This window comes from Halorientalis litorea, from assembly GCF_023028225.1.
GTDB lineage: Archaea > Halobacteriota > Halobacteria > Halobacteriales > Haloarculaceae > Halorientalis > Halorientalis litorea.
The window spans coordinates 809,176-826,689 of the sequence record NZ_CP095482.1; the positions used below are offsets into that span (position 1 = coordinate 809,176).

Annotated in this window: 18 protein-coding genes and 1 pseudogene; 6 read left to right on the top strand and 13 right to left on the bottom strand. The window is 65.6% G+C overall.

Features of this window, described 5'->3' with window-relative positions; all coding sequences use genetic code 11:
• The first annotated feature begins 74 nt into the window (after nt 1-74).
• The 3 genes from MUG95_RS04370 (at nt 75) to MUG95_RS04380 (ending at nt 2,885) form a co-directional block, all read left to right on the top strand.
• A complete protein-coding gene (locus MUG95_RS04370; RefSeq protein ID WP_247009854.1) occupies nt 75-443 on the top strand; it encodes a DUF7975 family protein in 369 nt (122 codons plus the stop codon).
• A 68-nt stretch (nt 444-511) separates the two neighbouring features.
• On the top strand, nt 512-1,195 hold the full coding sequence (locus MUG95_RS04375; protein ID WP_247009855.1) for a potassium channel family protein: 684 nt from the start codon (nt 512-514) through the stop codon (nt 1,193-1,195).
• Nucleotide 1,196: 1 nt separating this feature from the next.
• Nucleotides 1,197-2,885 carry a potassium transporter TrkG gene (locus MUG95_RS04380; protein WP_247009856.1) on the top strand — a complete coding sequence of 563 codons (1,689 nt, stop codon included), beginning with the start codon at nt 1,197-1,199 and terminating at the stop codon, nt 2,883-2,885.
• Nucleotides 2,886-2,921: 36 nt separating this feature from the next.
• Here the strand turns inward: MUG95_RS04380 and MUG95_RS04385 are convergent, their stop codons facing one another.
• From MUG95_RS04385 to trkA, 3 genes are all read right to left on the bottom strand, one after another.
• Nucleotides 2,922-4,490 (bottom strand): TrkH family potassium uptake protein, encoded by a 1,569-nt coding sequence (locus MUG95_RS04385; protein WP_247009857.1) that lies wholly within the window; start codon nt 4,488-4,490, stop codon nt 2,922-2,924.
• A gap of 111 nt (nt 4,491-4,601) precedes the next feature.
• Complete coding sequence (locus tag MUG95_RS04390; RefSeq protein WP_247009858.1) at nt 4,602-6,104, bottom strand: TrkH family potassium uptake protein; 1,503 nt, start codon at nt 6,102-6,104, stop codon at nt 4,602-4,604.
• The gene (gene trkA / locus MUG95_RS04395; RefSeq protein ID WP_247009859.1) at nt 6,101-7,432 is read right to left on the bottom strand and encodes a Trk system potassium transporter TrkA; all 1,332 of its coding nucleotides are present in this window, start codon (nt 7,430-7,432) and stop codon (nt 6,101-6,103) included. Before trkA ends, MUG95_RS04390 begins: the two co-directional genes overlap by 4 nt.
• 153 nt (nt 7,433-7,585) lie before the next feature.
• Between trkA and MUG95_RS04400 the strand changes: the two genes are divergently transcribed.
• The 3 genes from MUG95_RS04400 (at nt 7,586) to MUG95_RS04410 (ending at nt 11,448) form a co-directional block, all read left to right on the top strand.
• A complete protein-coding gene (locus MUG95_RS04400) occupies nt 7,586-8,038 on the top strand; it encodes a universal stress protein (RefSeq protein ID WP_247009860.1) in 453 nt (150 codons plus the stop codon).
• Nucleotides 8,031-10,280 carry an amino acid permease gene (locus tag MUG95_RS04405; RefSeq protein ID WP_247009861.1) on the top strand — a complete coding sequence of 750 codons (2,250 nt, stop codon included), beginning with the start codon at nt 8,031-8,033 and terminating at the stop codon, nt 10,278-10,280. The genes MUG95_RS04400 and MUG95_RS04405 overlap by 8 nt, the downstream gene beginning before the upstream one ends.
• A 79-nt stretch (nt 10,281-10,359) precedes the next feature.
• Nucleotides 10,360-11,448, top strand: coding sequence for an actin-like salactin (locus MUG95_RS04410; RefSeq protein WP_247009862.1), 1,089 nt, complete (start codon nt 10,360-10,362; stop codon nt 11,446-11,448).
• Nucleotides 11,449-11,458: 10 nt separating this feature from the next.
• Here MUG95_RS04410 and MUG95_RS04415 read toward each other — a convergent pair whose 3' ends face one another.
• The 10 genes and pseudogenes from MUG95_RS04415 to MUG95_RS04455 form a co-directional block, all read right to left on the bottom strand.
• Complete coding sequence (locus MUG95_RS04415) at nt 11,459-11,875, bottom strand: FlaD/FlaE family flagellar protein (RefSeq protein WP_247009863.1); 417 nt, start codon at nt 11,873-11,875, stop codon at nt 11,459-11,461.
• A 63-nt stretch (nt 11,876-11,938) separates the two neighbouring features.
• Entirely contained in the window at nt 11,939-13,405 is a 1,467-nt protein-coding gene (gene secY / locus MUG95_RS04420; protein ID WP_247009864.1) for a preprotein translocase subunit SecY, read from the bottom strand.
• 1 nt (nt 13,406) lies between these two features.
• A complete protein-coding gene (locus MUG95_RS04425; protein WP_247009865.1) occupies nt 13,407-13,913 on the bottom strand; it encodes an uL15m family ribosomal protein in 507 nt (168 codons plus the stop codon).
• A 2-nt stretch (nt 13,914-13,915) separates the two neighbouring features.
• Nucleotides 13,916-14,380 carry a 50S ribosomal protein L30 gene (gene rpmD / locus MUG95_RS04430; RefSeq protein ID WP_247009866.1) on the bottom strand — a complete coding sequence of 155 codons (465 nt, stop codon included), beginning with the start codon at nt 14,378-14,380 and terminating at the stop codon, nt 13,916-13,918.
• Nucleotides 14,380-15,018, bottom strand: coding sequence for a 30S ribosomal protein S5 (locus tag MUG95_RS04435; RefSeq protein ID WP_247009867.1), 639 nt, complete (start codon nt 15,016-15,018; stop codon nt 14,380-14,382). Before MUG95_RS04435 ends, rpmD begins: the two co-directional genes overlap by 1 nt.
• Nucleotides 15,015-15,572 (bottom strand): 50S ribosomal protein L18, encoded by a 558-nt coding sequence (locus tag MUG95_RS04440; protein ID WP_247009868.1) that lies wholly within the window; start codon nt 15,570-15,572, stop codon nt 15,015-15,017. The genes MUG95_RS04435 and MUG95_RS04440 overlap by 4 nt, the downstream gene beginning before the upstream one ends.
• A gap of 2 nt (nt 15,573-15,574) precedes the next feature.
• Complete coding sequence (locus tag MUG95_RS04445) at nt 15,575-16,021, bottom strand: 50S ribosomal protein L19e (protein WP_247009869.1); 447 nt, start codon at nt 16,019-16,021, stop codon at nt 15,575-15,577.
• Nucleotides 16,018-16,686 carry a 50S ribosomal protein L32e gene (locus MUG95_RS04450; RefSeq protein ID WP_372608193.1) on the bottom strand — a complete coding sequence of 223 codons (669 nt, stop codon included), beginning with the start codon at nt 16,684-16,686 and terminating at the stop codon, nt 16,018-16,020. Before MUG95_RS04450 ends, MUG95_RS04445 begins: the two co-directional genes overlap by 4 nt.
• Before the next feature lie 144 nt (nt 16,687-16,830).
• A pseudogene (locus MUG95_RS17020) lies at nt 16,831-16,977 on the bottom strand (helix-hairpin-helix domain-containing protein); the annotation flags it as partial.
• Nucleotides 16,977-17,513 carry a 50S ribosomal protein L6 gene (locus MUG95_RS04455; RefSeq protein ID WP_247009871.1) on the bottom strand — a complete coding sequence of 179 codons (537 nt, stop codon included), beginning with the start codon at nt 17,511-17,513 and terminating at the stop codon, nt 16,977-16,979. The pseudogene MUG95_RS17020 and the gene MUG95_RS04455, both read right to left, overlap by 1 nt.
• Nucleotide 17,514 lies beyond the last annotated feature (1 nt).

Genomic DNA, 17,514 nt, shown 5'->3' on the forward strand with positions numbered 1-17,514 from the left:
TCTCTACCCCGGGACTTTTACCTGTTGTTCTCGCACAGGGTCGGGCTTTTGTCGGTGGCGGTCCGATTGGCGGTATGAACGACTCCGACGGGGGCGCGGCGAAGCGTCGGGCGCGCATCGCCGAGGCAATCGCACAGCACCGCCGTTCGGGCAGCGAGTCTCCCGTCCTGTTCGTCGCAGCGACGGGTCCCGACCAGCCGTTCGTCGAGTACCGCGGCCGCGAACTCACCGTCACGACCGCCCACCGTGACCGACTCGACGCGCTCCTCGGGGAGTTCCCCGTGTTCAAAATCGCACAGCCAGCGACCAACAAGGCCCCCGAGGGAGAAGTACACGTCTCGGCACTGGCCGACCCGAAACACACCGCCGACTTCCTCGACCGACTGTTTCTCGACGTGTTCAACGTCGCCGCGGACTACACGCTCCGCGTCGAAGAGCCGTAGCGACCGACGACCCGGCGGCCATCGGCGGAGCGACACACTTTCAACCGTCGCTTATGAAGCCCCGGTAGATGTACCTCGTCATCGTCGGGGCCGGTGACATCGGCACGCCGCTCATCGAGATTGCGACCAAGGGCGGCAACGAGGTCGTCGTCATCGAACGCGACCAGCGGCGGGCCGAGCGGGCGGCCTCACAGTACGACTGTCTCGTCATCCAAGACGACGCGACAGTCAAAGAGACGCTCGAAGACGCCGGTGCCGAGCGGGCGGACGCACTAATCAGCACGACCGACGAAGACGCGACGAACGTGATGGTCTGTCTCCTCGCACAAGAACTCGACGTGCCCGACATCGTCTCCGTCGTCCACAACCCCGAGCACATGAATCTTTTCCGACAAATCGGCGTCAACACGATGGAGAATCCTCAGCGACTCATCGCCGAACACCTCTACCGGGCGGTCAAACGCCCCTCCATCGTCGACTTCATGCGAATCGGCGAACAGGCGGAGGTGTTCGAGATTTCCGTCACGCCCGGCGCGCCGATTGCCGGCGTGACCCTCCAAGAGGCCGCCGAAGAGGGGCTGGTCGGCGGCGACACGCTCATCATCGCCATCGAACGCAACGGGGACGGCGAGCCGATTACGCCCCGAGGGAGTACGCGCATCGAGAGCGACGACCTCCTGACGGTGTACGCCGCCGCCGGCGCGACACCGGAGGTGACGGACGTCTTCGGCCACGAGGAAGACCACGCCTGACATGAGCCGACGGCCCGTACAGGCGGTCCCCGACGACTTCGCCACCATCGCCCGCGACATCGGGTCGCTGTTGCTCATCGAAGCGACGCTGATGACGATTACCGTCGGTATCGCCGCCGCCTTCGGCGAGTTCCGGGCGGCACTCGCCTTCCTCGTCGCCGGTGGCCTAACCGCGGCGGTCGGTGGCGCGGCCAATCGCGGCTTCGCGGCCGCACCGGCCCCCAAGATGAAACACGGGATGGTCATCGCCGCCGGTGGCTGGTTCATGACCGCCGTGTTCGGGGCACTCCCGTTCCTGCTCACGGCGTGGCTGACGCCGCCCGCCGCGATGGACGCGTTCGTCCCGGTCGCCGCGGACACGAGTGGCTGGACACCCATCCGCGTCGGTGGGACGACGACGGTGTCGAGTCTCGCCTACTTCCGGAACCCCCTCCACGCCATGTTCGAGAGCATGAGCGGGTGGACCGGGAGCGGCCTGACGATGGCCATCCACGAACCGTCGCTCCCGCGGGCGATTCAGTGGTGGCGCTCGTTCATCCAGTGGGTGGGTGGCGTCGGCGTCATCGTCCTCACCGTCTCCATCCTCGCCCGCCCCGGCAGCGGGAGTTACGCGCTCTACCAGAGCGAGGCGCGCGAGGAGAAGATACACCCGAGCGTCGTCTCGACGGTTCGGACGGTCTGGAAACTCGTCGTCGGCTACACGCTACTGTCGACCGTGTTGCTGTTCGGTGCCATCCGCCTGAGCGAGAGTGCCTACGCACAGTCGCTCCCGCTGTGGGAGGTCGGGTGGCAGGCACTCAATCACGCCATGACCGGGCTGACGACCGGCGGGTTCAGCGTGACCGACAACTCCATCGCGACCTACCAGTCGCCGTTGGTCGAAGCGACCCTGCTCCCCATCATGATACTGGGGGCCATCGCCTTCCCCGTCCACTACGTCGTCCTGCGGGACCGGGACCTCCGTGAACTCGTCGCCGACCTCCAGACGCGGTGGCTGTTCGTCTTGCTCGCGTTCGGCGTCGTCGCTCTCTCGCTCCAGAACGCCGCGACGGTCCGGGTCGCCGCCGACGCCTTCGCCCCGCAGTCGTTCGTCTCGGTCCCGTATCTGGACGGGCCACAACTCGACGCCATCAGGGACTCGACGTTCCAGTGGGTGAGCGCGCTGACCTGTACCGGGTTCCAGTCGGCCCCCATCGGCCGGTGGGTAGCCGGCGCGAAGGTGTTCGTCGTCGGTGCGATGACGCTGGGCGGTGCCGCCGGGTCGACGGTCGGCGGCATCAAACTCATTCGGGGCTACACCATCGTTCGAGGGATGGTGTGGCAGTTCTCGCGCGTGTTCCTCCCGAAAAACGCCGTCGTCACCGCCAGAATCGGCGACCGACAACTGGACCGTGACGGGATGGAGCGGGAGTTCAGCGAGGCCGCCATCGTCACGCTCCTGTGGGTGTTGCTGTTGATTGCGAGCAGCATCGTCCTAGTGAACGTCGCCGGTGCCGACTTCGGCTACGCCGACGCGCTGTTCGAGGTCGCGAGTGCCCAAGGGAACGTCGGCCTCTCGACCGGCATCACCGGCCCGTCGATGCACCCGCTGGCGGAAGGAATGTTCGTCCTCAACATGTGGGTCGGTCGCCTCGAAATCATCCCGGTACTCGTGTTCGCGCGGTCGCTGCTGTACGGGTTGAACCCCTGAGCGAACCCCCCGAAGTCCGCGGCTGGCCGCCGTGGCTCAGTCCGAGTCCAACCGGCCCACGAACAACGCCAGCACGGGGATTATCTCTAGTCGTCCCACCCACATGAGGAATATCATCAGGAGTTTCGACGCGTTCGAGAACTCTAGAAAACTCCCGAACGGGCCGAGTGACCCGAACCCCGGCCCGATGTTCCCGATGGTGGCCAGCGACGCGCTGACGGCCTCGAAAGCGGTGAGTTGGTACCCGATTCGTGCCGAATCGAGGCTGATGAACACGGCCGAGAACCCGAACAGGAGGATGTACAAAAGCGAGAACACCATGATTCCCCGAATTGCGTCCTCGTCGACGACGTACCCGCCCAGTCTGACCGGTCGGACGACGTCGGGGTTCGCCGAGGTGTACAGTTCCCGGCGGACGGTCTTGAACGCGACTATCCAGCGGACGATTTTGACCCCGCCGCCCGTCGAGCCGGCACTCCCGCCGATGAACATGGCGAACAGCAACACCATCTTGGCGTGGTCGTCCCACTGTGCGAAGTCGGCGGTGGCGTACCCCGTCGAGTTCAACAGGGAAACGACCTGAAATGTCGCCTGTCGAAGCGCGTTCTCGGTGACGCCTTTCGTCGTTCCGCCCAGTTCGAGCGGTGGCGACCCGCCCCGGAATAGGACTACCGCGAGGAGGGCGGTCACCACCGCGATGGCCCCGGCGTACGTGCGGAACTCCGGGTCGCCCGTCATCGTCCGCACCTCGCCCTTGAGAACGTGCCAGAACAGCGCGAAGTTGACGCCCGCAACAGCCATGAACGGAATGACTAGCCACTGGACGGCGGCAGAGAACGCGGCGATGCTGTCGGCCTGTGGCGAGAACCCGCCGGTCGGGAGCGTCGTGAACCCGTGCGCGATGGCGTTGTAGAGGTCCATGTTCGGTGCCATCCCCGCCCGGTGGAGCGCGTAGAGCAGGACGATGTAGACGAGGGTGAACCCGAAGTAGATGAGCCAGAGTGCCCGTGCAGTCTCGGCGATTCGCGGCGTCAGTTTGGTGAGTTCCGGGCCGGGAGCCTCCGACTCCATCAGTTGCGCGCCGTTGACCGCCAGTTCCGGCAGAATCGCTATCATCAACACGATGATACCCATGCCGCCGAGCCACTGGGTGAGTTGTCGCCACATCAGCAGGGCGTGGGAGTGGCGCTCGAAGCTAATCTCTCCGAGGAGCGTCGACCCCGTGGTCGTGAACCCGCTCATCGACTCGAACAGGGCGTTGATTATCGAGGTGGCGAAGGCCGACGGCGAGGCGAGGCTCAGTCCAACCGTCGAGGGAGTGCCGTACCCGGCGAGCAGGTAGGGGACGGTTCCGACGACCGCGGCCGCAAACCACCCCAGCGAGACGAGCAACAGGGCCTCCCTTGGCCCGAGGTCCGGGTCCGGGTCGAGTCGTTCGAGTGCGACCCCGACCACGACGGTCACGATGAGGGAGACGGCGAAGACCCAGATGTCCTCCATGTAGACGACGGCGACGACGAGGGGAACGAGCATCGTCAGCGCGAGGTACTTGACGACCGTCCCCACGAGGCTGACGCTCGCGGTGTAGTCCACGCGCCACGTCATGGGTCTGCCACTCCCGGCGACTGCATATCCACCCGCTTTCGTGCCGCCGTCAAGAAAACATCGACTCGTGGCCGGCGCGTGGTCGGGGTGCCGAACGGGTCCAGAGCGGTCTCAGGACCGCCAGTACGCGGGCGTCAGCAACACCAACACCGGCATAATCTCGATGCGGCCGACCCACATCAGGACGGTCATCGCCAGTTTCGTCGTGTCGGGGAAGTGAGCGTAACTCCCGTACGGCCCGGCGGCCCCGAACGCCGGGCCGATGTTGAGGAAGGTGGCGGCGGCGGCACCCATCGCGTCGAACTCGCCGATGCGTTCGGTGGCCCGGGTCGCGTCGACGACGACGAACACCGTCAGGAGCGCGAAGATGACGATGCTCAACAACACGTACGCGTAGATGTCCTTGATTGTCCCCTCGTCGACGACCTGTCCGCTGAGACGAATCGGTTGGATAACCTCCGGGTGTATCTCCGTGAACAGGTCCCGCCGGAACGTCTTCAGAACGACCAGCCACCGCAGCGTCTTGATGGAGCAGGTCGTACTCCCGGCCATCCCCCCGACGAACATCCCCAAGAACAACACGTGCTTCGCCCCCGCCGACCACAGGTCGAAGTCGACCGTCGCGTATCCAGTCGTCGTGACGATGGAGACGACCTGAAACAGCGCGTGACGCACCGTCGGTTCGACCCGGTCGAACTGCCCGTCGACGACGAGGAAGCCCATCGTCAGTGTTGTCAGTCCAACGAGGATGCCGAGGTAGAACCGGAATTCCTCGCTGTGTCGGAGTCTGTTCGGGTCGCCCTTCAGGAGGAAGTACAGCAGGACGAAGTTCGTCGCCCCGACGAACATGAACAGTATCGTCACCCACTGGATGGCGGGCGAGAACGCGCCGATGCTCGCAGGTTCGGGCGAAAACCCCGCCGTCGAGACGGCGGTGAACGCGTGAGCGACCGCCTGATAGAGCGTCACGTTGGGCGCGAGGCCGACCGCACGGAGCGCGAGCCACGAGAGGACCATCAACGCCGTCAGCCCGACGTAGAGTCGCCCGAGCAACCGTGCTGTCCCCTCGATTCGGGGCGTGAGCTTGGTGACGTTCTCGGTCTGGGTCTCGGTCTCCATCAACTGCGCGCCACCGACCGAAATCTGTGAGAGGACGGCGACGGCCAACACGAGGATTCCCAATCCACCCATCCACTGGAGGAGCGACCGCCAGAGGTGAATCGACCGGCCGTGAGCGTCGAACGACCCGACGACGGTCGCGCCCGTCGTCGTGATGCCGCTCATCGACTCGAACAGCGCGTTGACCGGACGTGCGAGCGTTCCCTCTCCGGCGACGAGGAACGGAATCGCGCCGACGAGGGCGATGGCCAGCCACGTGAGTGCCACCATCAGGTACGCCTCCCGCAACCCGAGGTCGCGGCGCTCGAACCGTTCGAGGACCACACCAGCCACGAGCGTCACTCCGAGCGGAACGACGAACGGAACCACCGACTCACCGTACGCGAACGCGACGAGGGCCACGGCCGAGAGCGGGAGTGCGAGTGCCTTCAGTACCGTTCCGATGAGACTCGCGGCCGTCCGCCACTCGACTCGGGACCGTCGGCGTTCCGTCACAGTTTCTCGGTCACTTCCGAGAGCGAGTCGCTGTCTGCGAAGACGACGACGTGGTCGCCCCGTTCGACGACGGTGTCCCCGCGCGGCGTGATGAGGTCGTCACCACGCGTGATGGCCCCGATGACCACACCCGTGGGAAGGTCGGCCATCGACTCCCGAATCGGACGGCCCGCGAGGATACTGTCGGCGTCGACTTCGATTTCCAGCACCTCCGCGCGGTCGTTGTCGAGGATGGCGACGTTCTCGGCGCGCCGAGCACGGGTGAACCGAGTTATCTCCTCCGCGGTCGCCTGCCGCGGGCTGACCGCCACGTCGACGCCGACGGCCTCGAACAGTTCCGTGAACTCCGCCGTGTGGGCGATAGCGACCGTCCGGCCCACGCCCATGCGCTTGGCGATGAGCGTCGAGAGGAGGTTCTTCTGGTCGTTCTCCAGCGCCGAGATGAGCACGTCCGCCCGCCCGACGTTCTCGCGTTCGAGGAGTTCTTGGTCGGTCACGTCACCGTTGACGACCGTCGTATCCGGCAGTTGCTCGGCCAGCCAGCGCGCTCGGTCCTCGTCGTGTTCGAACAGTCGCGGGTGGAACCCGCGCTGTTCGAGCAGGCGGGCGACCTGGTAACCGATTTCGCCGCCGCCGGCCACGACGATGTCACTTGGCCCGTCTTCGCGTGGGAGGATTTCGGAACTGAACCCGCGCATGCTCTCGGGGCTTCCGATGGCGACGACTTCGTCGCCGGCCTCGATGACCGTCTCGCCGCCGGGAACCAGCACCTCGTCGTCGCGGATAATGGCGGCGAACGTGAGTGAGTCGAACCGGTCCGCCTCCGCGACGGTCTGGTTCGCGACCGGACTGTCCGGTGGAATCTCGAACTCAGTCATCTGGACGAGACCGTCCGCGAACATGTCCACGTCCTGTGCGGTCGGGAATCCGATGATGCCGACGATAGCCTTCGCCGTCAGCAAGTCGGTGCACACCATGAAGTCCACACCGAAGGCCGCACGTCCCCGCTCCCACGCCCGCAGGTACTGCGGCTTCTTGACCCGGGCGATGGTGAACGGGTTCCCGACGATTTCGGCGACGCCGCAGATGACGATGTTCGTCTCGTCGTTGTCGGTACTCGCGATGAGCATGTCGGCGTCTGCGACCCCGGCCTCTTCGAGGGTTTCGAGGTTGCTCCCGTCGCCCTGAACCGGGAGCACGTCGTGGGAGTACGTGAGTTCGTCGACGCGCTCGCTGTCGATGTCGATGACGACCACGTCGTGCGTGTCGGCGAGGCTGGCCGCGATAGACGACCCGACCTCGCCCGCACCGACGATGATTACTCGCACGCACACCCCTCCGGGCAGTTCATGTCCCGACGTATCGACGGTAGCGGTAAGTGGATTTCCCTTCCGCCGGTCGCGGGCAACCGAGTTGCGAGAAATTAAGTTCGATCCGGTTGGAACTGGGGGTATGAACGGCACCGCCGTCCGACGGAACGAATGCCCGACACGTGGAGGGAGCGCGTCGTGACGGACATCTTCGAGCGCGTGCTCCTCCCCGTCGCCGAAGAGGAGGACGCACGGACGACTGCTCGCGCGTTCCGTCGGCACGCCGGCGACAGCGTGGTCGCCGTCCACGTCGTCGAGAAGGCCGGCGGGGCACCCGACAAGGCCTCCGTCGAGCAACGCGAACTCGCTGCCGAGGACGCCTTCGACGCCGTCCACGAGGAACTCGACGGTGCCACGGCCGTCGAGACTCGCATCGCCTACGGGACGGACGTGGCCGAGACGGTGTTCGAGGTGGCCGGGGAGGAGGACACGACGAGCATCGCGTTCACCCCGCGCGGCGGGAGTCGCTGGGTCCGCCTGTTGACCGGCGACGTGGCACTCGACCTGATAACGGGAACCGACCGCCCGGTCGTCGTACTCCCCGACAGCGAGGACGATGGCTGACGAGGAACTGGCCAAGGACCTCGGCCCGCTCGCGGCACTGACCATCGGCGTCGGCACGATGATCGGTGCGGGTATCTTCGTCCTGCCCGGCGACGCCATTCAGCAGTCCGGGTCCCTCGCCGTCGTGGCCTTCGTCATCGGTGGCGGTATCGCCCTCCTGACCGCGCTGTCGGCGAGCGAACTCGGGACCGCGATGCCCAAGTCCGGCGGCGCGTACTACTACGTCAACCACGCGCTCGGGCCGCTCTTTGGCTCAGTCGCCGGGTGGGCCAACTGGCTCGGACTGGCCTTCGCCTCGGCGTTCTACATGGTCGGGTTCGGCGAGTACATCCAAGACATCGTCGGGCTCGGGGATACCGTGGCACTCGGGCCGGTTGCAGTCGATGCAGTCACGCTGCTCGCGGTCATCGGCGGTCTCTTCTTCGTGACCGTCAACTACGTCGGAGCGAAGGAGACCGGGCGACTCCAGAACGTCATCGTGGTCATCCTCGTGGCAATCCTGACGGTGTTCACCATCGCCGGCGCGCTCCGGGCCGACCCCGCGAACCTCCCGGCAGGGAAGGGGTACGGGCCGATGATGGTCACGACGGGCATCATCTTCGTCTCGTACCTCGGGTTCGTCCAGATAACGAGCGTCGCCGAGGAAATCAAAGACCCCGGCAAGAACCTCCCGCGGGCGGTCATCGGGAGCGTCCTGCTAGTGACGGCAATCTACGCGCTTGTGCTGGTCGCGATGAGCGCGGCCGTCAAACAGGGGTTCATCGCCGCCGAACAGGCCGCCGGAAACATCGTCGTCGTCTCGGCGGCCCGGGAGTTGCTCGGCCCGCTCGGTGCGGTCGCGATGCTGTTCGGCGGACTGCTGGCGACGGCCTCTTCGGCGAACGCCTCCATCCTCGCGTCCTCGCGCATCAACTTCGCGATGGGCCGTGACAAAGTCGTCACGCCGTCGCTCAACGAGATCCACCCGCGGTTCGCGACGCCGTATCGCTCCATCGCCGTCACGGGACTGCTCATCATCGCGTTCATCGTGGGCGCGAACGTCGTCGGCGGGAACGCCATCGTCTCGCTGTCCAGCACCGCGAGTTTCCTGCATCTAATAATCTACGGCCTGCTCAACCTCGCACTCATCGTAATGCGGACGGCGGACCCGAGCGACTACCAACCGGACTACACCGTCCCACTGTACCCCTACACGCCGATACTCGGTGCCGCCAGCGCGTTCGCGCTCATCTACTTCATCAGTCCCGACATCCTCGTCCTCGGGTTCGGGTTGGTCGTCGCCGCAATCGTCTGGTACTTCACGTATGCCCGGTCCCGGACGGAGAAACAGGGTATCCTCGGGCAGTACATCCTCTCGCGGTCCGGGAAGATGCCCGACTCGGCCGTCGCGGCGGCCAGCGGCGTCCAACCCGACGGCGGTGACTACCGCGTGATGGTCCCCCTCGCCAACCCCGCACACGAGACAGAACTCATCACGCTCGCCAGTGCCATCGCAAAGCAACGCGGCGGGAGCGTGCTGGCCACCCACATCGTGACCGTCCCTGACCAGACCGCACTCCGGTCCGGAGCCGACCACATCGAGAAACTTGACGCCGAATCGGCGGACCTACTCGCGGCCGCCCGCGAGGACGCCGAAACCTTCGACGTACCCGTCGAGACACAGACCATCATCTCACACCGGTCCTACGAGGAGATCTTCGACGCCGCCCGGAGCCACGACGCCGACCTCGTGGTGATGGGCTGGGGACCGGACTCCCACGGCTCGCCCGGCCGCGCAGAGTCCGCCATCGACGAACTCGCCCACGACCTCCCCTGTGACTTCCTCGTGTTCAAGGACCGTGGCTTCGACCCCGAGCGAGTGCTCGTCCCGACCGCTGGCGGCCCGGACTCGGAGTTGAGTGCTGCCGTCGCGGGCTACCTCCAAGCCGAGTTCGGGTCGGAGATAACACTCCTCCACGTCGCCGACGACCGGAGCGAGGGTGAGCAGTTCCTCGAAGACTGGGCCGCCGACAACGACCTCGACGACGCGACGCTCCGCGTCGAGACGGGCGACGTCGAACGAGCAATCGAGACGGCCGCCGCCGACGCCACGATGCTCGTCATCGGTGCGACGGAGGAGGGACTGCTCGAACGCCTCGTCCGCGGGTCGCTCGTCCTCGACGTCGTCGACGAGGTCGAGTGTTCGGTCCTGCTCGCCGAGACGGCACGCGAGCGGTCGCTGCTGGAGCGACTGTTCGGGTGACACCGCCCGCAACGCCGGCCTAGCTGTCCTCTCCGAACCGGAGTCGGGATTTATATTCCAGCCATGGTAAACAGGTCACGTGAGCGAGGATACGAGCGACAAAGGACCCGGCGAGGACGAAGCAAGGACAGACACAGAGGACGGAACGGACGAACCAGCCCCACTCGGCGTCAAACTCGGCAGTACACGGACAGCCGTCGTCGGAGCGGACGGACCGGTGACAACGACGCTTACCTGCCTAGCCACGTACGAAGACGTCATTACAGGCGAGGAACAGGTCGTCTACGGCGAACAGGCCGCAGAGGAGTACCCCGACCGTGTCGAGTATATGCTCCGGTCCGGGCTTCCGGAAGACGACGAGCGAGCGACACTGGCAGAGCGGTTCTTCAGCGAAGTCGTCTCGGCCAACGACTTGCCAGCCGATAGCGTCGTCGTCTATGCGATTCCCTCCATCGACAACGAGCCGGGACTCGCGAACCTCGAAGCGGTCGTCGAAGGAAGCGACATCGGCGAGCGACTCGTCAGGAGTTACCCCGAGTCACTCTGTGGCGCGGTCCCAGCACTCGGCGACGGGCTCGAAGCCATCGAGCGCATTTTCATCGGCGTCAACCTCGGGTCGACGAACTTGGAGGCGTGTGCGTATCGACGCGGGGACCCCCTCACGACGTTCGCCACCGGTGCCGTGACCGGCAACGAAGTCGACCGCCGCATCGCCAACTACGTCGAGGAAGAGACACAGGGGCGGGTCAATATCGATTTGACGACCGCCCGGACCTACAAGGAGGAACACGCGGACTTCCTGAACTACGAGCCGTTCACCGACATCATTCAACAACCCGGCGGCGGCAGCCACGAGTTCACCATCGAACAGTCCGTCCCGGACGCCGTCGACGAGTACGTCGACGAAGCCGTCGACGAACTGGCGAACAGTTTCCTCCCGCAGATGGCAAACGACCACCTGAAAACCTACCAGCAGGCACTCGACGGTGAAATCGTGCTGACCGGCGGGATGGCCTGCATCCCCGGTATCGTCGACGAGTTCGAGGACCGTCTGGCCGCCGAATTAGACCGCGACGTGACCTGTGTCGCGCCGGACGAGCCAGTGACAGCCGCCGCATCCGGTGCGCAACGTATCGCCGAGAAACTAACCGAGCGCGGAGCGTACTGAACGACCCGCTTCAGTGCGTCGACAGTCGGGTGACGTACCCGAGACTCACTTTGTGGTCGGTTGCCGTGAGCGACCCGCTCGCGGCGTCGGCCTGCGACTCCAGACCGGAAAGATAGCGCCTGAGTTCGTGTTCGACCGTTTCCGTGTACCAGTTCAGGTCGCGGTAGTACCCGAGTACCCACAGCGTTTCGGACGCCCCGGCCCGGCCCACGAGATAGTCGAGCCAGTCCAGTATCGTCGCCACGGCGTCGGCCGACACCGGCAGGCGTTCGAGATACGGCTGCTCCGCCGGCCCCTGAAGGATGTCCGCCTCACTCACCGGTGGGACTCGCCGCCGGTCGGGTTCCTCCGCTGGCCGACCGCCAAGCTGGACGCCCGCCATCTCGCGGAGTTCCGCGACATCGTAGCGCGAGGGCGACAGGTCCATGCGGAACCTGTTACAGCCCGAAAAACAAAACGTTTCGCGGCGTGTCCGCCGCGCGTCGGACAGTCAGTCGTCGCCGAACATCTGGCGCATCATCGGGTGCATCTCCATGAGTTGCTCCTCGGCAATCTCCTCGTACAGTTTGTACGTGATGGAGACTGTCAGGAGCAGGCCCGTCCCGGAGACGGCCCCGATGGTGCCGAGCATGTTCGCCATGACGGCGAGCAGGCCGACGAGGGCACCGCCGATGACGGTGACCTGCGGGATGTACCGCTCCAGCACCTTCTCGATGACGCCGGGGTTCTGCCGGAAGCCGGGAATCTGCATCCCGGAACCGTGAATCTGCTGGGCCGTCGCCTCCGGTCCCATGTCCGTCGTCTCGACCCAGAAGATGGCGAAGATGGCTCCGCCGATGACCATGAACGTCAGGTCGACGCCGATGCGGGCGATAATCTGGAGCGGACTGTTGTTCGTCTGGCCGAGCCACCACATCCACTGCCCGGGTGACCGGATGGGAGCGAGGTAGTAGAACAGCCCACCGGTCGCCTGCTGACCCGAGTAGACGCCGAGCCAGTTCGGCATCCCCGAGGCACCGAGTTGTGCGTACAGGATGCGACCGAGGAACTGCAGGTTCGCCTGCAGTGCGCGGACGAGAATCATCGGCAGGACGCTCGCGTAGATGAGCTTCACCGGGAAGCGACCGCGCGCGCCCTTGACGCGTGCGTTCGAGAGCGGAATCTCGACGCGCACGCTCTCCGCGTAGACGACCAGCGCGAAGATGAACACCGTCGTGAACAGGGCGATAATCTGCCCCTGTCCGAACAGCAACGTCTGTAGCCCGTTCGGACTCAGGACCGGCCCGATGTCCACGCTCCCGATGGCGATACCGATCCACGTCGGAATCAGTCCCATCTGTTCCCCGCCAATCTGCGGGATGGTGAAGAACCCGCCGACGAGCGACTGGCTCACACCGGCGATAATGAACAGCCCGACACCGGAACCGACCCCCCACTTCGAGACCACCTCGTCCATGTACAGGATGAGGATTCCGCCGAGCAGCACCTGTGCGAACAGAATCCACTGGACGGCCGTGGTACTGAGGCCGGGGATATTGGCCGGTGGCAGGAAGTCGCCCGCGAACACCATCGGCAACCCGGTCAGCACGCACATCACGACGACCAGTAGCTTCTGGAGGCCCTGATACAGTACCTGGTCACGGGGGTTGTTCTGCGTGTCCAACCCGAGGAGGTCGGCACCGCCGAGCAACTGGAGGACGATGGACGCCGTGACGATGGGACCGATACCCAACTGCAGGATGGTCCCCTGTCCACCGGCGAGAATCGAGCGGAACTGCCCGAAGATGTCCGAACTCTCGCCGCCCAGTCCGTACAGGAACACGTTCGTCAGGAAGAAATACAGCACCAGAATGCCCGCTGTCCACGCCAGCTTTCGCTTGAACGGGACGTGTCGCTGTGGGCGACGGACGGCAGGCATCCGGGTGAGTACCGGTTCGGCGGTCTCCTTCCAACCCATTCTAAGCCGCCTCTTCTTGCTCCTCGTCCGTAGTTGTGTCGGCTTCCATCTCGGCCCGACGCTGTTCGCCGCGTTCGGTCAGTTCGGCACTGCCACCCGCGTCCTCGATGAGTTCACGGGCACTGTCCGAGAAGTCGTCGGCGACGATGTCGAGCGTCTGCCGGACCTGCCCGCCGCCGAGTACCTTCACGGCGTCGACGTCGTGGCCGTCGTCGACGACGTCGCGGGCGTCGATGCGGTAGCCGTCGTCCGTCTCCTCGGCGAGGCCATCGGCGGCCAGCAGGGCCGCGTCCTCGTCGAGTTCGCGAACGTCGATTTCCTCGACGTCCTCTTTGAGCTTCTGGGGTCGCTTGAACCCGGACTTGCCGAGCGGTTCGTAGTTGTGGAACTCGTGTTTGTCGCGTCCCGCACGCCCGCGGCCGCCGCGGTGGCCGGCACCGCGCCGGTTCTTGTGCGTGCCGCCGCCGTGCGTGCGTGACCCGCGCTGTCGTTTCTTTTTGCTCGTCATTGTTATCGCATTGCGGTGAGGAGGTCGTCTATCTCCTCGGTTGTGTGTTTGCCGAGTTGGCCGCCCTGCTGGGCGGGGTGTTTGACGCCGTCGTGGCCGCCGCGTGGCGGGTGCAGTCGGAGAACGGGGGCCAGACCCTCGTCCCGGAGCGTCGTCTCTTCGGCCAGCAGTGCCTCCGCGAGTGCGGTCGCGTCGTCGTAGTCGGTGTTGTCCGCGACCCACTCGTCGTCGATATCAGTGTCGCCTTCAAGCGGTTCGCCACGCGTCCGCAGGAGCGTCTCGACCGTCTCCTGACTCGGCTCCCCGTAGGCGACGTAGTCGTTGACTTTCGTGACCATCCCACGGTACGGGTCCGTCTCCGGGACCAGCGTACAGTGGTTCACGTCGTGGACGTTCAGCATCTGCAGCGTGTCGTGAACGTCGTCGGCCATGTTCACGTCACCGCGGAGTTGGACGAGTGCCTGCATCACTCGATCACCTCGCGTTTCTCCCGCGTGCGCTCGGGAATCCGCGCCTCGGCCGTGTTCTGCAAGGCGTTGAACGTCGCCTTGGCGAAGTTGACCGTGGTGCGGGTGTTCCCGCTACTGCGCGTCCAGATGTCCTCGATACCGGCGAGTTCGAGGACGTGACGGACGGTCTCCCCGCCCGCGAGCCCGAGCCCACGCGGGGCCGGGCGGAGTTCGACTTCGACGCTGCCCGCCTTGCCGGTCGTCCGCAGTGCGACGGTGTGGGCGCGCCCACAGCCACACTCCCACGACCCACAGCCACGGGAGATGTCGATGAGATTCAGCTTGCCGATGTTGATTGCCTTCTGGATGGCTCCGCCGACCTGGTCGTCGCGGCCTTCCGCGTAGCCGACGAGGCCGTCGCGGTTGCCGACGACGACGACACACCGGAACTTCACCCGGCGGCCGGAGTCGGTCATCCGCTGGACCATGTTGATGTCCAGTACCTCGTCTTCGAGGTCCGGGACCAGTTGGTCCACGATTTCCGGTTCCTTCAGCGGCAGGCCGGAGGTGAGGGCGTCCTGCATCGTGTCGATTTCACCCTCTGCAACCTTCCGACCCAGCCGCGTTCGCGGTTCCCAGCCGTCGTTCGCGCTCATAGTTCAGCCTCCATCAGTGTCTCGCGCACCGAATCGAAGTGCGCGGGTAGGTCCGCGGCGTCGAAGTCGCCCGCGTACAGCGGCTCGTCGCGCTGCTCGGCGTACTCGGCGATGTGCTCGCCGCGCGTCCGCGACCAGTCCGCGAGTACGCTGTCGTTGTGCGGGACTTCGAGTCCGGCGTCGATTACTCCTTCCTGTACTGCGAACACCTTGTTGCCCGGGGTGGCGGTGTTGAGGCCGATGTCGAGGACGGCCTCCTCGAGTCCGGCCGCGAGCGCGCGTTTGCCTGCCAGCAACCCCGTGAGGTAGGCGGCGGGGAGGTTGCCCGTCGGGGCCTCCCAGCCGAACTCCTCGAGGTCGCTGGAGTGTGCGCTCGTGACCGTCTCGTCGCCTTGCGGTCCGGTAACTATCAGCTGCGCCGTCATGTGCTGGTTGCTCTTGCGAGCGACCAGCCGGGGTTTCCCGGATTTCAGCAGGCGCAACCTCTGGTGGTAGTTCGTTCGTGCCTCGCGGCGACGCCGCATCGGCACATTGTATCGTGGTCCTGTTGCCATACTCAGTCACCTCCGTACTGGTTCTCGATGTACCGTTCCATGTCCGCGACGCTGTCGAACTCGCCACCGCCGGCGCGGTCGTACAGTTCGCGGTACTCCGACCGTGTCAACTCCTCGCCGCGGAGTTCACGCAGTCGGTCGCGCTGGGCACTGATTCGGTCCGCCCAGTCTTCCTTGGGGTCTTGACGGCCGCCCGCCTTGCCCCGCCGCGACCCGGCACCCTTCTGGTGGCCGTACGAGCGTTTCTCCGCACGCTCGCGGGCACGCCCGCGGGAGTTTCCGGTAGCGTCCTCGGCCCGGATGACGCCCTGGTCGATGAGTTCGCGGACGTCCTCGCGGGTAATCGCGTCCGCAATCTCGCCCTGTTCCTCGGGGTCGAACCAGACTTTGTTCTCCCCGACATCGAGTTCGTCCGCCGCGAGTCGCTTCTGCGCACTCAGGTCAGTCATTCCTCGACCTCCACTTCCTCGTAGGTGGGGTTGAGGACGCGAATGCCCGCGTCCTCCGCTTCGTCTTCGATGCGTTCGCGCTTGCGACCACCGACGCCGGAAGCGATACGGACCGCTTCCGTGTCGCCGTCGACGCCCTCGAGGTCGTCGACGTTGTGGACGCGAACCTCCTCGAAACCGCTCGGGTGCTTGCCCCGGACGGCCTTGGGGGTTCGGAACCCGGCCTCGACGGTGTCGCCTTTGCCCTTGAAGCCACGGCGTTGCTTCGAGAGGGTCCCGGTCGGGCGACGCCACGAGGTGGAGACGCGCTTTTTCTTGTGGTGGTCCTGCCGGTTGAACTTCGGCTTGTTGACCCGCTTTCGCTGGTTCAACAGCCGAGCCTCGTTCTCGCTGAGGTCCGGCGTCTTCTCGACCAGACCACGAGGCTGGAGTTCCGTCTCCACGTCCTCGGCCTCGGCACCTTCGTCCTCAACTTCGGCCTCGGTCTCCTCGCTGACTTCGAGTCCGCCGACGTCCGCCTTGATGCGGGCGGCGAGGGCGTTCCCGACGCCGTCGACCTCCGCGATGTCGTCCTGACTCGCGCGGCGCACGTCCTCGATGGTCTCGTAGCCAGCACCTTCGAGTGCGGCCGCCTTCGAGGCTCCGACGCCGCTGATGTCCGTCAGGTCCTCGTACTCCTCGGCCTCGTCGTCGGCCGTCTCGTCGGTCCCGGTCTCGGCCTCGTCGGCCTCCTCGGCACCGTCGTCTTCGACCTCGGCCTCGGTCTCCTCGTCGACTTCGAGTCCGCCGACGTCCGCCTTGATGCGGGCGGCGAGGGCGTTCCCGATGCCGTCGACCTCCGAGAGGTCGTCCTGGTCCGCTTCGCGCAGGTCGTCGACGCTCTCGTACCCGGCGTCACGGAGGTTCGCCGCGGTCGATTCGCCGACACCCGCGACGTCTTCGAGTGATTCCGTCATCAGGCACCACCTCGGTTCGGTTTCGCGGTGATGTACACGCCGTCTTGGAAGACCCGGATGTCCTTGTCCTTGACGCGCGTGAGTTGCTCGATGTCGGCGGCAGTCTGCCCCACGGCCTCGATGTCCGAGCCGCGCAGGACAATCTCCTCGCCGTCGACCTGTACCTCGGTATCCCCGTGGATGTCGGTCCGGCGGGGTGCCTTCTCGCCGAGGAAGTTCTCGATGACGACCGCACCGTCCTCAACGCGCACCGTCATCGGGAAGTGGGAGTAGAAGACTTCCATCTCGTACTCCCAGCCGTCGGTCACGCCGTGGAACATGTTCCTGACGTGGCTCTCGAAGGTGCCGACCGTCGAGTTGGTCTTTGCGTCCGCTACCTCACTCTCGATGACGACCTGCCCGTCCTGGACAGTGACGTCGACGTCCGGATACCAGAGCCGACGCGTCACGCTGCCGTTTGGCCCCTCGACCGTCAGGTCGAGATGGTCCATCTCGGCGGACACGTCGTCCGGTATCTCGAGTGCTACTCGTGTCATT